Source organism: Micromonospora sp. LOL_021 (assembly GCF_048060215.1).
Taxonomy (GTDB): Bacteria; Actinomycetota; Actinomycetes; order Mycobacteriales; family Micromonosporaceae; genus Micromonospora_E.
In genome coordinates this window covers 41,246-55,769 of the sequence record NZ_JBHMIN010000042.1, presented here as the reverse complement: position 1 = coordinate 55,769, position 14,524 = coordinate 41,246, and the positions used below count along the sequence as shown (strand labels likewise).

Annotated in this window: 13 protein-coding genes and 1 pseudogene; 7 read left to right on the top strand and 7 right to left on the bottom strand. The window is 71.2% G+C overall.

All coding sequences use genetic code 11. From position 1 onward, the window contains the following. Window positions 1-206: pseudogene (locus ACFHWT_RS23420) on the top strand (hypothetical protein); the annotation flags it as partial. Here the strand turns inward: ACFHWT_RS23420 and ACFHWT_RS23415 are convergent. The 3 genes from ACFHWT_RS23415 to ACFHWT_RS23405 are packed head-to-tail and all read right to left on the bottom strand — an operon-like array spanning window position 191 to window position 3,445. After that, window positions 191-2,578: an ATP-binding cassette domain-containing protein gene (locus ACFHWT_RS23415; RefSeq protein ID WP_416596802.1), complete on the bottom strand. Its 2,388-nt coding sequence runs from the start codon at window positions 2,576-2,578 to the stop codon at window positions 191-193. The pseudogene ACFHWT_RS23420 and the gene ACFHWT_RS23415 overlap by 16 nt on opposite strands. Window positions 2,579-2,591: 13 nt before the next feature. Further along, entirely contained in the window at window positions 2,592-3,002 is a 411-nt protein-coding gene (locus ACFHWT_RS23410; protein WP_416596801.1) for a VOC family protein, read from the bottom strand. A gap of 5 nt (window positions 3,003-3,007) precedes the next feature. After that, window positions 3,008-3,445, bottom strand: a complete 438-nt coding sequence (locus ACFHWT_RS23405; protein WP_416596800.1) for a helix-turn-helix transcriptional regulator — start codon at window positions 3,443-3,445, stop codon at window positions 3,008-3,010. Between the two features lie 129 nt (window positions 3,446-3,574). On the opposite strand from ACFHWT_RS23405, the gene ACFHWT_RS23400 reads away from it, so the two are divergent. Next, entirely contained in the window at window positions 3,575-4,615 is a 1,041-nt protein-coding gene (locus ACFHWT_RS23400; protein WP_416596799.1) for a phosphotransferase family protein, read from the top strand. A gap of 5 nt (window positions 4,616-4,620) precedes the next feature. On the opposite strand, the gene ACFHWT_RS23395 is transcribed toward ACFHWT_RS23400, so the two are convergent. Then, a complete protein-coding gene (locus ACFHWT_RS23395; RefSeq protein ID WP_416596798.1) occupies window positions 4,621-5,502 on the bottom strand; it encodes an oxidoreductase in 882 nt (293 codons plus the stop codon). A gap of 96 nt (window positions 5,503-5,598) precedes the next feature. Here ACFHWT_RS23395 and ACFHWT_RS23390 point away from each other — a divergent pair, with 96 nt between their 5' ends. The 5 genes from ACFHWT_RS23390 (at window position 5,599) to ACFHWT_RS23370 (ending at window position 11,645) form a co-directional block, all read left to right on the top strand. After that, window positions 5,599-6,153, top strand: a complete 555-nt coding sequence (locus tag ACFHWT_RS23390) for a TetR/AcrR family transcriptional regulator (RefSeq protein ID WP_416596796.1) — start codon at window positions 5,599-5,601, stop codon at window positions 6,151-6,153. A gap of 169 nt (window positions 6,154-6,322) precedes the next feature. Then, complete coding sequence (locus ACFHWT_RS23385; protein ID WP_416596795.1) at window positions 6,323-7,879, top strand: ABC transporter substrate-binding protein; 1,557 nt, start codon at window positions 6,323-6,325, stop codon at window positions 7,877-7,879. 2 nt (window positions 7,880-7,881) lie between these two features. After that, a complete protein-coding gene (locus ACFHWT_RS23380; RefSeq protein WP_416596794.1) occupies window positions 7,882-8,841 on the top strand; it encodes an ABC transporter permease in 960 nt (319 codons plus the stop codon). Next, window positions 8,838-10,823 (top strand): dipeptide/oligopeptide/nickel ABC transporter permease/ATP-binding protein, encoded by a 1,986-nt coding sequence (locus ACFHWT_RS23375; protein WP_416596792.1) that lies wholly within the window; start codon window positions 8,838-8,840, stop codon window positions 10,821-10,823. Before ACFHWT_RS23380 ends, ACFHWT_RS23375 begins: the two co-directional genes overlap by 4 nt. A gap of 3 nt (window positions 10,824-10,826) precedes the next feature. After that, window positions 10,827-11,645, top strand: a complete 819-nt coding sequence (locus ACFHWT_RS23370; RefSeq protein WP_416596791.1) for an ABC transporter ATP-binding protein — start codon at window positions 10,827-10,829, stop codon at window positions 11,643-11,645. Here ACFHWT_RS23370 and ACFHWT_RS23365 read toward each other — a convergent pair. The 3 genes from ACFHWT_RS23365 to ACFHWT_RS23355 are packed head-to-tail and all read right to left on the bottom strand — an operon-like array spanning window position 11,615 to window position 14,392. After that, window positions 11,615-12,373 (bottom strand): class I SAM-dependent DNA methyltransferase, encoded by a 759-nt coding sequence (locus ACFHWT_RS23365; RefSeq protein WP_416596790.1) that lies wholly within the window; start codon window positions 12,371-12,373, stop codon window positions 11,615-11,617. The two genes, ACFHWT_RS23370 and ACFHWT_RS23365, sit on opposite strands and share 31 nt — an antisense overlap. A gap of 19 nt (window positions 12,374-12,392) precedes the next feature. Continuing rightward, complete coding sequence (locus ACFHWT_RS23360; protein WP_289212714.1) at window positions 12,393-13,616, bottom strand: ATP-grasp domain-containing protein; 1,224 nt, start codon at window positions 13,614-13,616, stop codon at window positions 12,393-12,395. Further along, the gene (locus ACFHWT_RS23355; RefSeq protein ID WP_416596789.1) at window positions 13,613-14,392 is read right to left on the bottom strand and encodes a class I SAM-dependent methyltransferase; all 780 of its coding nucleotides are present in this window, start codon (window positions 14,390-14,392) and stop codon (window positions 13,613-13,615) included. The genes ACFHWT_RS23360 and ACFHWT_RS23355 overlap by 4 nt, the downstream gene beginning before the upstream one ends. Between the last annotated feature and the right edge of the window lie 132 nt (window positions 14,393-14,524).

The following is a 14,524-nucleotide window of genomic DNA, read 5'->3' as shown; positions in this document are numbered from 1 at the left end:
AGTGGGCGGCCGGCGGACCGGCGTCGGCCGCCCCGCTCGGCCCCGGCGCGGCCCGGCTGCCGCTGGCCGGCGGGCCGGCGGTGCTGGTCACCGCGACCGGCCCGACCGCCCGCGGCGTCCGTGCCGAACTCGACCGTGCCGAAGCGGACCGGGTTGAACCGGACCGGGTTGAACCGGACCACGCCGGGGTTCAGCCGCCGACGTAGGCCGCGAGGTGCTCGCCGGTCAGCGTAGAGCGGGCCGCGACCAGGTCGGCCGGGGTGCCTTCGAAGACGATCCGGCCACCGTCGTGGCCGGCGCCCGGCCCCAGGTCGATGATCCAGTCGGCGTGTGCCATGACCGCCTGGTGGTGCTCGATGACGATCACCGACTTGCCGGCGTCGACCAGCCGGTCGAGCAGGCCAAGCAGCTGCTCGACGTCGGCCAGGTGCAGGCCGGTGGTCGGCTCGTCGAGGACGTAGACGCCGCCCTTTTCCGCCATGTGGGTAGCCAGCTTGAGCCGCTGCCGCTCGCCGCCGGACAGGGTGGTGAGCGGCTGGCCGAGGGTGAGATAGCCGAGCCCGACGTCGGCGAGCCGACGCAGGATGGCGTGCGCGGCCGGGGTACGGGCCTCACCGGCCGCGAAGAACTCCTCAGCCTCGGCCACCGACATCGCCAGCACCTCGCTGATGTCCCGGCCGCCGAGGTGGTACTCCAGCACCGCCGACTGGAACCGCCGGCCCTCGCAGTCCTCGCACACGGTGGCGACGCCGGCCATCATCGCCAGGTCGGTGTAGATGACCCCGGCACCGTTGCAGGTCGGGCAGGCACCCTCGGAGTTGGCGCTGAACAGCGCCGGCTTGACCCCGTTGGCCTTCGCGAACGCCTTACGGATCGGGTCGAGCAGCCCGGTGTACGTCGCCGGGTTGCTGCGCCGAGAGCCACGGATGCCGGTCTGGTCGATCGACACCACCCCCGCGTCAGCCGGGATCGACCCGTGCAGCAGCGAACTCTTGCCGGAGCCGGCGACCCCGGTCACCACGACCAGCACACCGAGCGGGATGTCGACGTCGACGTCGCGCAGGTTGTTGGCGTTCGCGCCACGGATCTCCAGCGTGCCGGTGGGCTCGCGGACCGTCTTCTTCAGGCTGGCCCGGTCGTCGAGGTGCCGGCCGGTGACGGTGACGCTGGCCCGCAGCCCGTCCACGGTGCCCTCGAACATCACCTCGCCGCCGGCGGTGCCGGCACCGGGGCCCAGGTCGACGACGTGGTCGGCGATCGCGATCGTCTCCGGCTTGTGCTCGACCACCAGCACCGTGTTGCCCTTGTCCCGCAGCCGCAGCAACAGGTCGTTCATCCGGGCGATGTCGTGCGGGTGCAGCCCGATGGTCGGCTCGTCGAAGACGTAGGTGACGTCGGTCAGTGACGACCCGAGGTGCCGGATCATCTTGGTGCGCTGCGCCTCGCCGCCGGACAGGGTGCCCGCCGGGCGGTCCAGGGAGAGGTAGCCGAGGCCGATCTCGACGAACGAGTCGAGGGTGTGCCGCAGCGCGGTCAGCAGCGGGGCGACCGACGGCTCGGCCAGATCCTGGACCCACTCGGCGAGGTCGCTGATCTGCATCGCGCACGCGTCGGCGATGTTGGTCCCGTTGATCTTCGACGACCGGGCCGCCTCGTTCAGCCGGGTGCCGGCGCAGTCTGGGCAGGTGGTGAAGGTGATCGCCCGTTGTACGAACGCCCGGATGTGCGGCTGCATCGCGTCGACGTCCTTGGCCAGGAACGACTTCTGGATTCGCGGGATCAGGCCCTCGTACGTCACGTTGACGTTGTCGACCTTGATCCGGGTCGGCTCCTTGTAGAGCAGGTCGTGCAGCTGCGACTTGGTGAACTTGCGGATTGGTTTGTCCGGGTCGAAGAAGCCGCAGCCGCTGAAGATGCGCCCGTACCAGCCGTCGACACTGTAGCCGGGGATGGTCAGCGCCCCCTCGTTGAGCGACTTGCTGTCGTCGTACAGTGCGGTCAGGTCGAAGTCGGTGACCGACCCTCGGCCCTCGCAGCGCGGGCACATGCCGCCCAGCCGGGTGAAGGTCTGCTTCGTGGTCTTGCTGGCGCCGCGTTCGACGGTGATCGCCCCGCTGGCCCGCACCGAGGCGAGGTTGAAGGAGAACGCGTTGGGCGGGCCGACGTACGGCTGTCCGAGCCGGCTGAACAGGATCCGCAGCATCGCGTTGGCGTCGGTGGCGGTGCCGACCGTGGACCGCGGATCACCGCCCATCCGCTCCTGGTCGACGATGATCGCCGTGGTCAGCCCGTCGAGCACGTCGACCTCAGGCCGGGCCAGCGTCGGCATGAACCCCTGCACGAATGCGCTGTACGTCTCGTTGATCAGACGCTGCGACTCGGCGGCGACCGTGCCGAACACCAGCGAGCTCTTGCCCGAGCCGGAGACCCCGGTGAACACCGTCAACCGGCGTTTCGGGATCTCGACGCTGACGTCCTTGAGGTTGTTCACCCGCGCGCCGTGCACCCGGATCAGGTCGTGACTGTCGGCGGGGTGCGGGGTGGACGGCCGCTCCCCCGACGCGGTGGCCCTGCTCATCGAATATCCCTACCTATCGAGTCTGCTGGATGCGAATCAGGTTGCCGGCGGGGTCCCGCACGGCGCAGTCGCGGACCCCGTACGGCTGCTCGGTCGGCTCCTGGACGATGTCCGCGTCGCCGGCCTGCAGCCGCTCGAAGACCCCGTCGAGGTCGCTGGTGGCCAACAGGATGCCGGCGTAGGTGCCCTTGGCCATCATCTCGGTGATGGTACGGCGCTCGTCGTCGGTGATGCCCGGGTCGACACCCGGCGGGTGCAGCACGATCGCGGTATTGGGCTGGTCGACCGGGCCGACGGTGAGCCAGCGCATCCCGTCGTAGCCGACGTCCAGACGCAGCTCGAAGCCGAGCAGGTCGCGCCAGAAGGCCAACGCGGCGTCGGCGGCGTCGTGCGGCAGGAAGCTGGAGTGAATCGTGATGTCCATGGCGGTCACGCTAGTTGCGCCGCCGGGACCCGTGCTTCTCGATTCCTGATCGGTCTGGTGACCTGTTTTGCCAGGCAGGCGGGCATCTCCGGGCGCGCGAAGCCGGCCCGGCGCCGGTAGACGCTGGGCGGGACGCCGACCAGCTCGGTGAACCGGGTGCTGAACGTGCCCAACGACGAGCAGCCGACCGCGAAACAGACGTCGGTGACGCTCAGGTCGCCTCGGCGCAGCAGCGCCATCGCGCGTTCGATGCGCCGGGTCATCAGGTACGCGTACGGCGACTCGCCGTACGCGCGCCGGAACTCGCGACTGAGGTGCCCGGCCGACATGTGCACGCCACGGGCCAGGGCCTCGACGTCGAGTGGCCGGGCGTACTCCCGGTCGATCCGGTCGCGCACCCGGCGCAGCCGCGCCAGGTCGCCCAGGTGCTGCTCCTGCCTCACACTTCCTGCCTCACACTTCCTGCCTCACACTTCCTGCCTCACACTTCCTGCCTCACACTGAGGGTCACCCGCGCGATGCTGCCACAGCCCACCGACATCGCCCAGCCCACCGACATTGAGAATTGGTTCATGGCCAACGGAGCGAGCCCGACGCGCCGGGCGTTGACCGTCGACGACGTCGAGCGCTACCTCGCGGCGTCGTTCGACCCGCCGCCACGGGTGGTCGACTGCGCGCCGCTGGACGGCGGCTGGTTCGCCGCCGTCTGGTCTGCTGAGCTGGCCGACGGGCGCAGCGTCGTGTTGAAGGTCGGACCACCCCCGCAGGTGCCGGTGCTGCGCTACGAACGCGGCATGATCGCCGCCGAGGCGCGGTACCTGCGGCTGGTGGCGGCACACGCGCCGCAGGTGCCGGTGCCGGTCGTACTGCACCACGGGGTCGACCCGTACGCCGGTGACTGGCTGGTCACCGTCCGACTACCGGGCCGCAACCTGCCGGCTCTCGCCGAAAGCGCGGACCCGCCCGAGGACAGTGCGGTGCGGCACGACCTCGGGGTGGCGTACGCGGCGTTGCACCGGATCACCGGCGGGCGGTTCGGCTACGACGGCGGCCGGGCCGGAGCGGCGACCTGGGCGGCGGCGTTCACGGCGATGGTCGAGGAGCTGCTCGCCGACGCCGCCGACTGGTCCGTGCGGCTGCCGGCGTCACCCGACCGGTTCCGGTCGCTGCTCGCCCGGCAGGCCGGACTGCTCGACACGGTACGCCGGCCGGCCCTGCTGCACTGGGACGGCTGGGACGGCAACGTCCTGGCCGCGTCGGACCCCGACGGCGTACTGCGGATGACCGGCCTGGTCGACGGCGAACGCTACCTCTTCGGCGATCCGCTGATGGATCTGGTCGCCCCGCTGCTGTTCCGTCGGGCCGAGCAGGAACCGGAGCATCCGTTCCTGCGCGGCTACCGGGCCGCCGCCGGCGAGACGGCGGTCGACCTCGACGACGATCGAGTACGCCACCGGCTGGCTCTCTACCGGATGCACCTGTATCTGGTGATGCTGGTAGAGATGCCGAGCCGGCACCTGACCGGCCCGGAGCATCAGGGGCAGGTCGAGCTGTTGACCGGGCTGCTGAACGAGCAGCTCGCCGCACTGTCCTCGACCGAAACCACGCCCTGACCGGTTCAGGCGCCGTCGCGGGCAAGCTGGGGCTGGCGGGCGTCGTACCTGTTGGCGACGCGGACGAGGGTGCGCAGCATGATGCGGACGAACCGGTCGAAGCCTCGGTCGGGCAGCAGCCGCCGGGCAGCCAGGATCGCCTTCGCGCCGCGGCCTACGAGGTAGCGGGTCCGTGGCCGGCGGGCCCGCACCGCTCCGGCGACGGCGTCGGCGACCACCGAGGGCGGCGACGCCGGGCCGCCGTCCTCGACGGCGAAGATGGCCGCGCTGCGGGCCGCCTGGTCGGCGTACGGGCCGTGCCCCGAGGTGGCGAGGAGATGCTGGCCGGCGATGGCGGGCCATTCGGTGGCGATCGCACCGGGCTGGATGACGACCACGTCGATGCCGAGCGGAGCGAGCTCCATCCGCATCGAGTCGCTGAGCCCTTCGACCGCGAACTTGGTGGCGTGGTACCAGCCGCCGAGCGGTTCGTGGATCTTCCCACCGATTGACGAGATGTTGACGATGCGTCCACTGCCCTGCCGGCGCATCTGCGGCAGCACCAGTTGCGCCAGCCGGGCCAGGCCGAACACATTGACGTCGAACTGGCGGCGGGCCTCGTCCAAGGGCACGTCCTCGACGGCGCCGAACGAACCGTACCCGGCGTTGTTGACCAGCACGTCGACCCGCCCGGATTCGGCCAGTACCTGTTTGACGAGGTCGACCAGCGCGGCGTCGTCGGTGATGTCGGCCCGGACGGGCCGGATGCCGACGTCGGCCAGCGGGGTGATCCGGTCGAGCCGGCGGGCGACGGCGTAGACCCGGTAGCCCATGGCGTTCAGTTTGCGGGCGGTGGCCTCGCCGATGCCGGAGGAGGCGCCGGTGACGATGGCGACCTTGTCGCTCATGATCTCTCCCTGCAAGTAACCAACTAGATGGTTACATCATCCGCGCCATACCTCACATCTGTCAACCAACTAGTTGGTCTTCGATAGGCTGGCAGCATGGTCCGCGACTCCACCGCCACCAAGCAGCGGATCCTCGACGCCGCCACCATCGAGTTCGCCGCCCACGGCCTGGCCGGCGCTAGGGTCGACCGGGTGGCCGAGCGCGCCGGCGCCAACAAGCAGCTGATCTACGCGTACTTCGGCAGCAAGGAACAGCTCTTCGACACCACACTCGCCACCCACCTGGAGCGGTTCATCGAGGCGGTGCCGTTCGACGCAGACGACCTACCCGGCTACGCCACCGCGATGTTCGACTTCGGCGTCACGCACCCGGACCTGCTCCGACTGCTGCAGTGGCACACCCTCGAACGTCCCGGCGAGCTCGCCCGGATGGAGCAGAACCACCACTCGACCCGACGCAAACTGGCCGCCCTGGCCGAGGCCCAGGCCGCCGGCCTGGTCGACGACACGCTCCCGCCCGCCGAACTGCTCGCCGTCATTCTCGCCGTCGCCCGAGCCTACGACGATCCGGCACCGACGTCGGTGGCCGCGCGCCGGGCCAGCGTAACCACCGCCGTACGGAGGCTCGTCACCCCCGGCCCGCGCCCGTAGAGCCAGCTCGTCACTCCGCCCGCGACCGTAGAACCCGGCGACCCGGGTCCGGCGCGCCGCCGATCCGCGACATCGAACGGTTGTGCCGGGAACCAGCGATGCCGTTGCACCGACTACTCCTATCGGACCCCGGGACATATTATTGACTGACGTCTATCTGGAGTGCTCCGTGCCACGACCCCGCATGCTAGCCGCCGTCCTCGCCGCGTCGATCGGACTCACCACAGCCTGCAGCGCTGACTCCGGTGGTGGCGCCACCTCGACGACGTTGCGGATCGGGTTGGGCACCGAGTCGGGCGCACTGGACCCGCACGCGTTCACCGGCAACTTCCTGCTCCTCGACGCCATCTACGAGCCGCTGGTCAGCTACGGCGAGGACGGGCAGCTGGAGCCGGGCCTGGCCGAGTCCTGGACGGTGGCACCGGACGGACGGCAGGTGAGTTTCGACCTACGCGACAACGTGCACTTCACCGACGGAACGCCGGTCGACGCCATGGCCGTCAAGTGGAACTTCGACCGGTGGGTGGGCAACGAACGCTTCTCGTTCTTCCGGGCCTCGCAGGTCGTCTCTGCTGTGGACGCCCCGGATCCGGACACGGTCGTGCTCACCCTGTCCGAACCGTACGAGCCGCTGCTGCAGGAGTTGTCGATCGTCCGTCCTGTCCGGCTGCTCAGCCCGGAGTCCGCCAGCGCCGACGGCACCTTCCAGGACCCGGTGGGCACCGGGGCGTGGAAGCTGGTGTCCAACGGCGCCACCGGCACCGTGCTGGAGCGCAACGACGACTACTGGGGGCCGAAGCCCAGTCTGGAACGGCTCGAGTTCAAGGTGATCCCGGATTCGCAGGCCCGCGTCGACGCGCTCACCAACGGCGAGATCGATCTGATCGGCGGCGCCTACCTGGCCCCGATCACGCCGGTGGAGGCGCAGTCCTTGCGCGAGCGCACCGGCGTACGGCTGATCACCGGCGCGGCGGACGTCTCGATCCTGCTCGGGTTCAACCCCGACGGCCCCGCCGGCGACCGGGCGGTCCGAGAGGCCGTCGGCCGGGCGATCGACACCGAGGCGCTAGCGACGGCGTTGTTCCTGGGCCAAGCGGAACCGGCCCGTCGGGTGTTCCCGCCGAGCGTGCCGGACTCCGGTACCGATCTGCCGGTCGGCTTCGACCGGGCCGCCGCAGAGCGGGTGCTAGACACCGCAGGCTACCTCCGCGAAGGGGAGATCCGGACCCGCGACGGCGAGCCGCTGTCGTTGCGGCTGCTCATCCCGGCCGCACCGGCCGAGGGGCAGCTCGATCCGCGCACCATGGCCGCCGCGATCGCCGCCGCTCTGCAGGAGGTGGGGATCGGCGTGGAACTGGTCCCGGTCGACGCCGCCGCCTACTACGACGAACGGGCCGAGGGCAGGTACGACCTGACCTTCTTCGAAACCCTCGGCGCCCCGTACGACCCGTCCAGCTCGATCGTGTCCCTGTTCACCGACGGGGCCCGGGCGCCGCTGTGGGTGACCCCGACCACCGAGGACCTGGTCGACAAGGCGTTGTTCGCCACCGACCCCGCCGACCGCGACAAGGCCTATCAGGACCTCTACGAGGCGGTGGCCGCCGACGACGGGTTCGTCCCGTTGGTGTACCGGCCCCGACTGTGGGCGGTGCGCGACGGGGTGAACGGCTTCGCCGTGCCGCCCACCGACGTGGATCTGGAACTGACCGGGGTCACCGTCGGGTGAGCGTGTCCGGGCGGCCACGGACCGTCGGCGGCCACCTCGTACGGTGGACCGTCGACACCGTCGGCGTGCTGCTCGCGCTGTCGGCCGGAACGTTCGCGCTGGTGCTGCTGGCCCGCGGCGATCCCGCCACGGTGCTGGCGGCTACCCGGGCCGGCCGGCCGGCGACGCCGGAACAGGTCGAGGCCGTCCGCTCCGAACTGGGGCTGGACGCTCCCGCCCCGGTGCGGTACCTACGGTGGCTGGCCGACGCGAGCACCGGCGACTTCGGACTGTCACTGCGGACGAACCTGCCGATCGGCCCCGAGATCGCCGACCGGCTGGCCGTGACGGCGGGGCTGGTGGCGGGCTCGGTCGTGGTGGCCGTGGTGGTGGGGATGACCGCCGGCGTCGCCGGGGCGGTGGCCGGGCGGGGACCACTGCGTGGGATCCTGCGGATCGGGGCGCTGCTGGCGACGTCGGTGCCGGCGTTCTGGCTGAGCTACCTCATGGTTCTGCTGCTGGCTCTACGGTGGCAACTGGTGCCGACGTCAGGCATGGCCGGTCCCGCCACCTGGGTGATGCCGATGGCGGTGCTCGGGCTGCCGGCGGCAGGAGTACTCAGCCGGGTGGTGGCTGTCACGCTACGGGAAGCGATCGATCGGTCCTACGTCCTGGCGGCGCTGGCCCGGGGCAGCGGGCCGATGTCGGTCGTGCTCCGCGACGGTCTGCCGAACGCGGCCGGGCCGATCCTGTCCGTAACCGGAGTGATCATCGGCGGTCTGCTGGTTGGCACGGTCGTGGTGGAACAGATCTTCGGCTGGCCCGGTCTCGGGGCGTACTTCGTCCACGCCGCCGCCGCCCGTGACGTGCCGGCCCTGCAGGCCAGCGCGCTCGTGCTCGGCGGAGGCTTCATCCTGGCCAACCGGCTCGCCGACGTCGTGCAGGTCCTCGTCGATCCCCGGGCCCGGTCGGGGGTCGGATGACGGCCGGACGTGGAAAGTGGACGATGCCCGCCCCGGTACGGACGGCGCTGGTCGGCCTGCCGTTGGCCGGGTTCGCGATCGTGGGGCTGCTCGCACCGGTGCTGGCGCCGGCCGACCCGGCGGCCAACGATCTGTCGGCCAGTCTGCTGCCGCCGTCGGCGGACCATCCGCTCGGCACCGACCAGCTGGGCCGTGACCAGCTCAGCCGGCTCCTGCACGGTGCGCGAATCTCACTCGCCGTCACGGCGGCGGTCCTGCTGGTCTCGGTGACCATCGGGGTGCTCGCCGGCGCTGTCGCCGGATACCTGGGTGGCTGGGTCGACCGAATCGTCGCCCGGGTCATCGACATGGCGGTCTCGCTACCGGGAATGCTAGTGGCGCTGGCGGTCATCGGCATACGTGGCCCCGGTGTGGAGAATCTCGTCGTCGCGATGTCGCTGTGGACGTGGGCCCCGTACGCGCGGATCGCCCGCGCCCGCGTCGCGGGTCTGCGGGCCAGTCCGCACCTGGACGCGCTGCGGCTGCTCGGCGCCGGCCCGGTGCGCGTCATCGGCCGTCATCTGCTGCCGCGCGCCCTCGCCCCGTGCCTGGTCTATGCCAGCACCGACGTCGGCTCCATCGTGCTCGGCGTCGCCACGCTGAGCTTTCTCGGCCTCGGCATCCCACCACCGCAGGCGGAGTGGGGACAGATGCTCATCGAAGGGCGCCCCTACCTTGCCTCCGCCTGGTGGCTGGCCTACCCGCCCGGCATCGCGATCACCGCCGTCGTGTTCTCGAGCAACCTGCTCGGCGAACGGCTGGCGGTCGGCGACGAGCGCCCGTCGGTGCTGCGTTGGATACTTCCGGCCCGGCTGCGGGTGCCGCGACCCAGGCGGCCGGGGCCCGGGGTGCCCGCAACCGGCAGCACGGAGGCCACGGCCACCGTCACGTCGAGGGCCGATGCCGACGACGACGTACTGCTGCGGGTGCGGAACCTGTCCGTAGCCTATCCACGTGCCGGCGGCTTCCGGCGCGCCGTCGCCGACGTCTCCTACGCGGTACGCCGTGGCGAGACGCTGGCGATCGTCGGCGAGTCCGGCAGCGGCAAGACCACCTCCGCGTTGGCGCCCTTCGGGCTGCTGGACCCGAGCGCGCTAGTCTCCGGTTCTGCGCAGCTGCGGACCGGGCCAACGGCACGTGAGCTCGTCGGACTCGCCCTCCTGCAACGCCGCCAGGTCAACGGCCGCCGGGTCGGGGTGGTCTTCCAGGACAGTCTCGCCGTGTTCGATCCGCTGCGCAGCATCGGCGCGCACGTCGACGAGGCGGTCCGCAACGCGGGCGGCCGGGGCCGGCGGGCGGCGGTCCGCCGGACCAGCGAGGACCTGCTGCGCCTGGCCGGTCTGCCCGACCCGACGGCGGTCGCCGGCCAGTATCCCCACCAGCTCTCCGGCGGGATGCGGCAACGGGTCCAGATCGCCGTCGCGATCGCAGGTGAGCCGGAGCTGCTCGTCGCCGACGAACCGACCTCCGCGCTCGACGTCACCGTCCAGGCGCGGCTGCTCGACCTGCTCGGGCAGCTCCGCGACGAGCTGCGTATGGCCATGGTCGTCGTCAGCCACGACCTGGCGGTGGTCACCCGGCTGGCCGACGCCGTGGCCGTGATGTACGCCGGCCGAATCGTGGAGTACGGGCCGCTCGACTCCGTGGTCCGTCACCCCGACCACCCGTACACCCGGGGTCTGCTCGACGCCGTGCCGCGTCCCGGTGCGGCACCGGGCACCCGGTTCCGCACCATGGCGGGACGCTCCGGTGCCGGGCCGGACGACACGTCAGGTTGCGCGTTCGCTCCCCGGTGCCCGATCGCCGTAGCCGGATGCGGGCATGAGCAGCCGACTCTGCTGCCGGTGGGAGCGGACCCGGCGCACCGGTCGGCGTGCCCGCCGACCCGGACGGCCGACGCGTCGCTGCGGCGCGTGGCAATCGGTGACCTGGACGGAGACTGACCGATGTTGGAGATCGAACAGCTCACCGCCGACCACCCCCGGCGGCACGGCCGGGGCCGGCTCAGTGTAGTCGAGGACGTCACGCTCCAGGTCGCCGCCGGCGAGATCGTCGGGCTCGTCGGCGAATCGGGCTGCGGCAAGACGACTCTCGCCCGCGTGGTCACCGGACTGCACCGGCCCCGGGCCGGCTCGGTGCGGTTCGACGGTGCCGACATCCACGCCCTGCGCGGTCGTGCGCTGCGGGCACACCGACGACAGGTCCAGATGGTGTTCCAGGACCCGTACCTCACCCTCAGCCCCGTTCAGACGGTGCGCCAGGCCCTCGCCGAGCCGCTGCGCATCCACCGGATCGGCGACGGCCGGTCCCGCGCCGCGCGGGTGGAGGAGGTGCTCGACCTCGTCGGGCTCGGCCCCGGGGTCGGCGGACGCCGACCCCGGCAGCTGTCCGGCGGCCAGCAGCAGCGGGTGGCGATCGCCCGCGCGCTGGCGCTGGGACCACGCCTGCTGGTGTGCGACGAACCCGTCACCGCACTCGACGTCTCGGTGCAGGCGAAGATCCTCAACCTGCTGTGCGATCTGCGCGACCGGCTCGGCCTGGCCTGCCTGTTCATCTCCCACGACCTCGCCGTCGTTCGGCAACTCGCCAACCGCGTCGCGGTCATGCGGCACGGCCGCATCGTCGAGCAGGGACCGACCGGGCAGGTCACCGGCGGCCCGCGCCATCCGTACACCCGGGCGCTGCTCGCGGCGACCCCCACCATCGACCTCGGCGCCACCGACCGGCCACGACGTCACGCGTCCGAGCCGGCCGGGTTGTCGTAGACGGTGACGTGGGTGCCGGTGCCGAGGTAGGGCTCCCGGCGCCAGCCACCCCAGCGGTGCCGACGGCGCAGACCGGCGAGGCGGGCCATCAGGTCGAGCTCGGACGGCCAGGCGTAGCGCATCGACACCGGGGCCAGCCGCATCCCGTCGTTGCCGATCAGGATGTGCTGGCCGTCGAAACGCTGGTCTACGGGGTCGTGGCGGACCGCGACCAGGCGGACGTGGTCGTGGTCGACGCGGTGGGCGTCGACGCTCTGCTGCCGCTGGTAGCGGGCGAGGTCGGGCACCAGGCACTCCAGCACGAACAGCCCGCCCGGCAGCAGCCGTCGGGCGACGTTCGCGAAGCACCGCACCTGCTCCTCCTGGGTCATCAGGAAGAAGAAGGTGGTGAAGACGACGAAGACCATGGCGAACCGGTCGTCGGTGCCGGGATCGACGTCGGCCATGTCGCCGATGGTGACGGGAATCCGGTCGCCGCCTGGCTTGGCCCGCATCCGGGCCACCATCGCCTCGGAGGCGTCGATGCCCCGCAGATCGATCCCGCGAGCCGCCAACGGAATGGTGACCCGGCCGGTGCCGACCGCCAGTTCGAGGACCGGCCCGGCCGGCCCGTGCCCGATCAGGTCGGCCAGGCAGTCGACGGCATCGGTCGGGTCGAGGTCGGCGTGCCACTCGTCGTAGACGTCGGCGTTGCGCTCACCGTAGGTCTCCGGTCCGTACGTAGTCATGAGGCTCCTGTCCGAGGCTTCAGTGCAGCGGTCGCATGTCGTGGGTGACGGTGCCGGCGGCGGCCAGCGAGTGGTAGAGCCCGATCTCGGCGGTGGGCCCTTCGGCCATCACCAGGGCGGTGCAGCCGCGTTGGTCGGCGAGGTGGACGATCCGGTCACCGGGCTGGGCGGTCGGGAAGAACTCCGGGCCGCCGGGGAACATCGGTAGCCGTTCGGGTCCGCGCCAGCCGGCGAGTCGGCCGGCCGCCGGTGGATGCAGGAACGTCATGCCGTAGCCACGGTCGGCACTCAGTGGTGCGTCGAGCAGCCGGGGCCGTCGGCCGAGCGCGGTGTCGGTTACCGCCGCGTACACGTTCACCCCGAGCGACCGGCACATCATCTCCCCGATGACCGCCCCGGCGATCCGGCCGTTGATCTCCACGACCTCTGGGCCGGCCGGGGTGTGGGCGAACTCGGTGTGTGCCACGCCGTCGGTGAACCCGACGGCGGCGAGGACCTCCCCGATCCAGGTCGCCAGTCGCTCCGACTCGGCTGGCGGGAGCGCGACTGGAAAAGCGACGGCCTCCTCCCGACGGACCGGCTCGGGGGTGTGAATGTGCACGGCGATCCCGAGCAGTCTGGTGTGCCCACGCCAGCTGACGGTCTCGGCGCTGTACACCGGGCCCGGGAAGTACGGTTCGACCACCAGGTGTCGACCCAGCAGGGTGGCTTCGGCGACCTCGCGGGCGGTCCGGTCGCGTTCGGCGTCGTCGCGGATCAGCCACACCGACCGGGACGATGTGCCCGCCGAGTCCTTCACTATCACCGGGTAGCCGATCGCCGCGACCGCTCCGGCAACCGCCTCGCCGGTGGGCTCCACGCGGAGCGCGTCGGCGCGGCTGAGTCCGGCCCGGTGCAGCAGGGTACGGACCTGTGCCTTGTCCCGCAGAGTGTGGGCTACCTGCGGGCCGAGCGTGGCCAGGCCGTACCGGGCCGCCAGCGTCGCACCGGGCAGCATCCACGTGTCGGTGGAGTTGACCAGCCCGGCGAGGTCGGGCAGCCGGTCGAGCACGGCGGCGCAGGCGGCCACGTCGGTGGTGTCGACGTCGATCACCGTCACGTCGTCGGGTCCGAGCCGGTCGAGTTCGTACGCGTAGATCGACCGGTCCCCGGTGAGCAGGCACAGCCGGTGCCCGGACTCGGCGGCGGCGTCGCGCAGCCGGGCGAGGCCGAACGTCAACGCCTCCAGCGACACGATGGTCACGCCCCCGCCTCCTCGGCCTGCCGGGGACGGCTCGCCTGCGCAGGACGGCTCGCCTGCACGATCAGCCGCTGCGCGTGATTGTCGTACGGTTCACCGGCGAAGCCGCCGAAGCAGGTGATCCCGGTGAATCCGGCGGTGTCCAGCATTGTGCGGATCTCGGCGGCGCTGTACACGAACTGTTCGAAGTACGCGTGCCGGGCGGTGTCGCCCCGGATCAGGGTCCAGTCGCTACGAAACCGGGTCCAGTCGTCCAGGATGGTGTCCCGCATGACCAGATGTCCGCCGCTCACCTCGACGACCTTCGGAGTGCCCGCCCACCGGGCGAAGATCTCCTTGCTGAACAGATCCAGCAACAGTCGCCCGCCTGGCACCAGGCTCTGCCAGGCGTTGCGCAGCACGAGCTGGTTCTGGGCCGGGTCGCTGAAATACCCGAACGAGGTGTACATGCTGATGATCAGGTCGTAGCTGTCCCGCTCGACGAACTCCCGCATGTCGGCGCGGACCAGACGTAGCGTCACTCCGGCCTGCTCGCCGGCGAGGTCGGCTCGGTCCAGCATGGTCGCGCTCAGGTCCACCCCGGTGACCCGGGCACCGCGTGCGGCGAGCGGCACGGCGTAGGTACCTGGACCGCAGCCGAGGTCCAGCACTCTGGTCCCGGCTGCGACCTCCAGCAGCGGCGAGGCCGCCACCCAGCTCCGGGCCTCCTGCTGACGGTGCGGGGCGAACAACGCGCCGGCGAAGTCCACCCAGAACCCGTCGTCTGCAAACCACTCCATCGGCAGCTCCGAACTCATGCGACGACTGACGCCTTACAGGTCGCTCAACGACGTGCGGAAGTTCCCCGCCGACCGAAGAATACTGATCACCTCCACATTAGGGTAAAGCAAGTGAATCCCGGATCATTATAT

What these genes read in the sequence shown, in the direction of transcription:
- ACFHWT_RS23415 (WP_416596802.1), bottom strand. Translation starts at nt 2,578, where the DNA reads ATGAGCAGGGCCACCGCGTCGGGGGAGCGGCCGTCCACCCCGCACCCC.
- ACFHWT_RS23375 (WP_416596792.1), top strand. Translation starts at nt 8,838, where the DNA reads ATGACGGCCGGACGTGGAAAGTGGACGATGCCCGCCCCGGTACGGACG.
- ACFHWT_RS23395 (WP_416596798.1), bottom strand. Translation starts at nt 5,502, where the DNA reads ATGAGCGACAAGGTCGCCATCGTCACCGGCGCCTCCTCCGGCATCGGC.
- ACFHWT_RS23370 (WP_416596791.1), top strand. Translation starts at nt 10,827, where the DNA reads ATGTTGGAGATCGAACAGCTCACCGCCGACCACCCCCGGCGGCACGGC.
- ACFHWT_RS23365 (WP_416596790.1), bottom strand. Translation starts at nt 12,373, where the DNA reads ATGACTACGTACGGACCGGAGACCTACGGTGAGCGCAACGCCGACGTC.
- ACFHWT_RS23355 (WP_416596789.1), bottom strand. Translation starts at nt 14,392, where the DNA reads ATGGAGTGGTTTGCAGACGACGGGTTCTGGGTGGACTTCGCCGGCGCG.
- ACFHWT_RS23410 (WP_416596801.1), bottom strand. Translation starts at nt 3,002, where the DNA reads ATGGACATCACGATTCACTCCAGCTTCCTGCCGCACGACGCCGCCGAC.
- ACFHWT_RS23400 (WP_416596799.1), top strand. Translation starts at nt 3,575, where the DNA reads ATGGCCAACGGAGCGAGCCCGACGCGCCGGGCGTTGACCGTCGACGAC.
- ACFHWT_RS23390 (WP_416596796.1), top strand. Translation starts at nt 5,599, where the DNA reads ATGGTCCGCGACTCCACCGCCACCAAGCAGCGGATCCTCGACGCCGCC.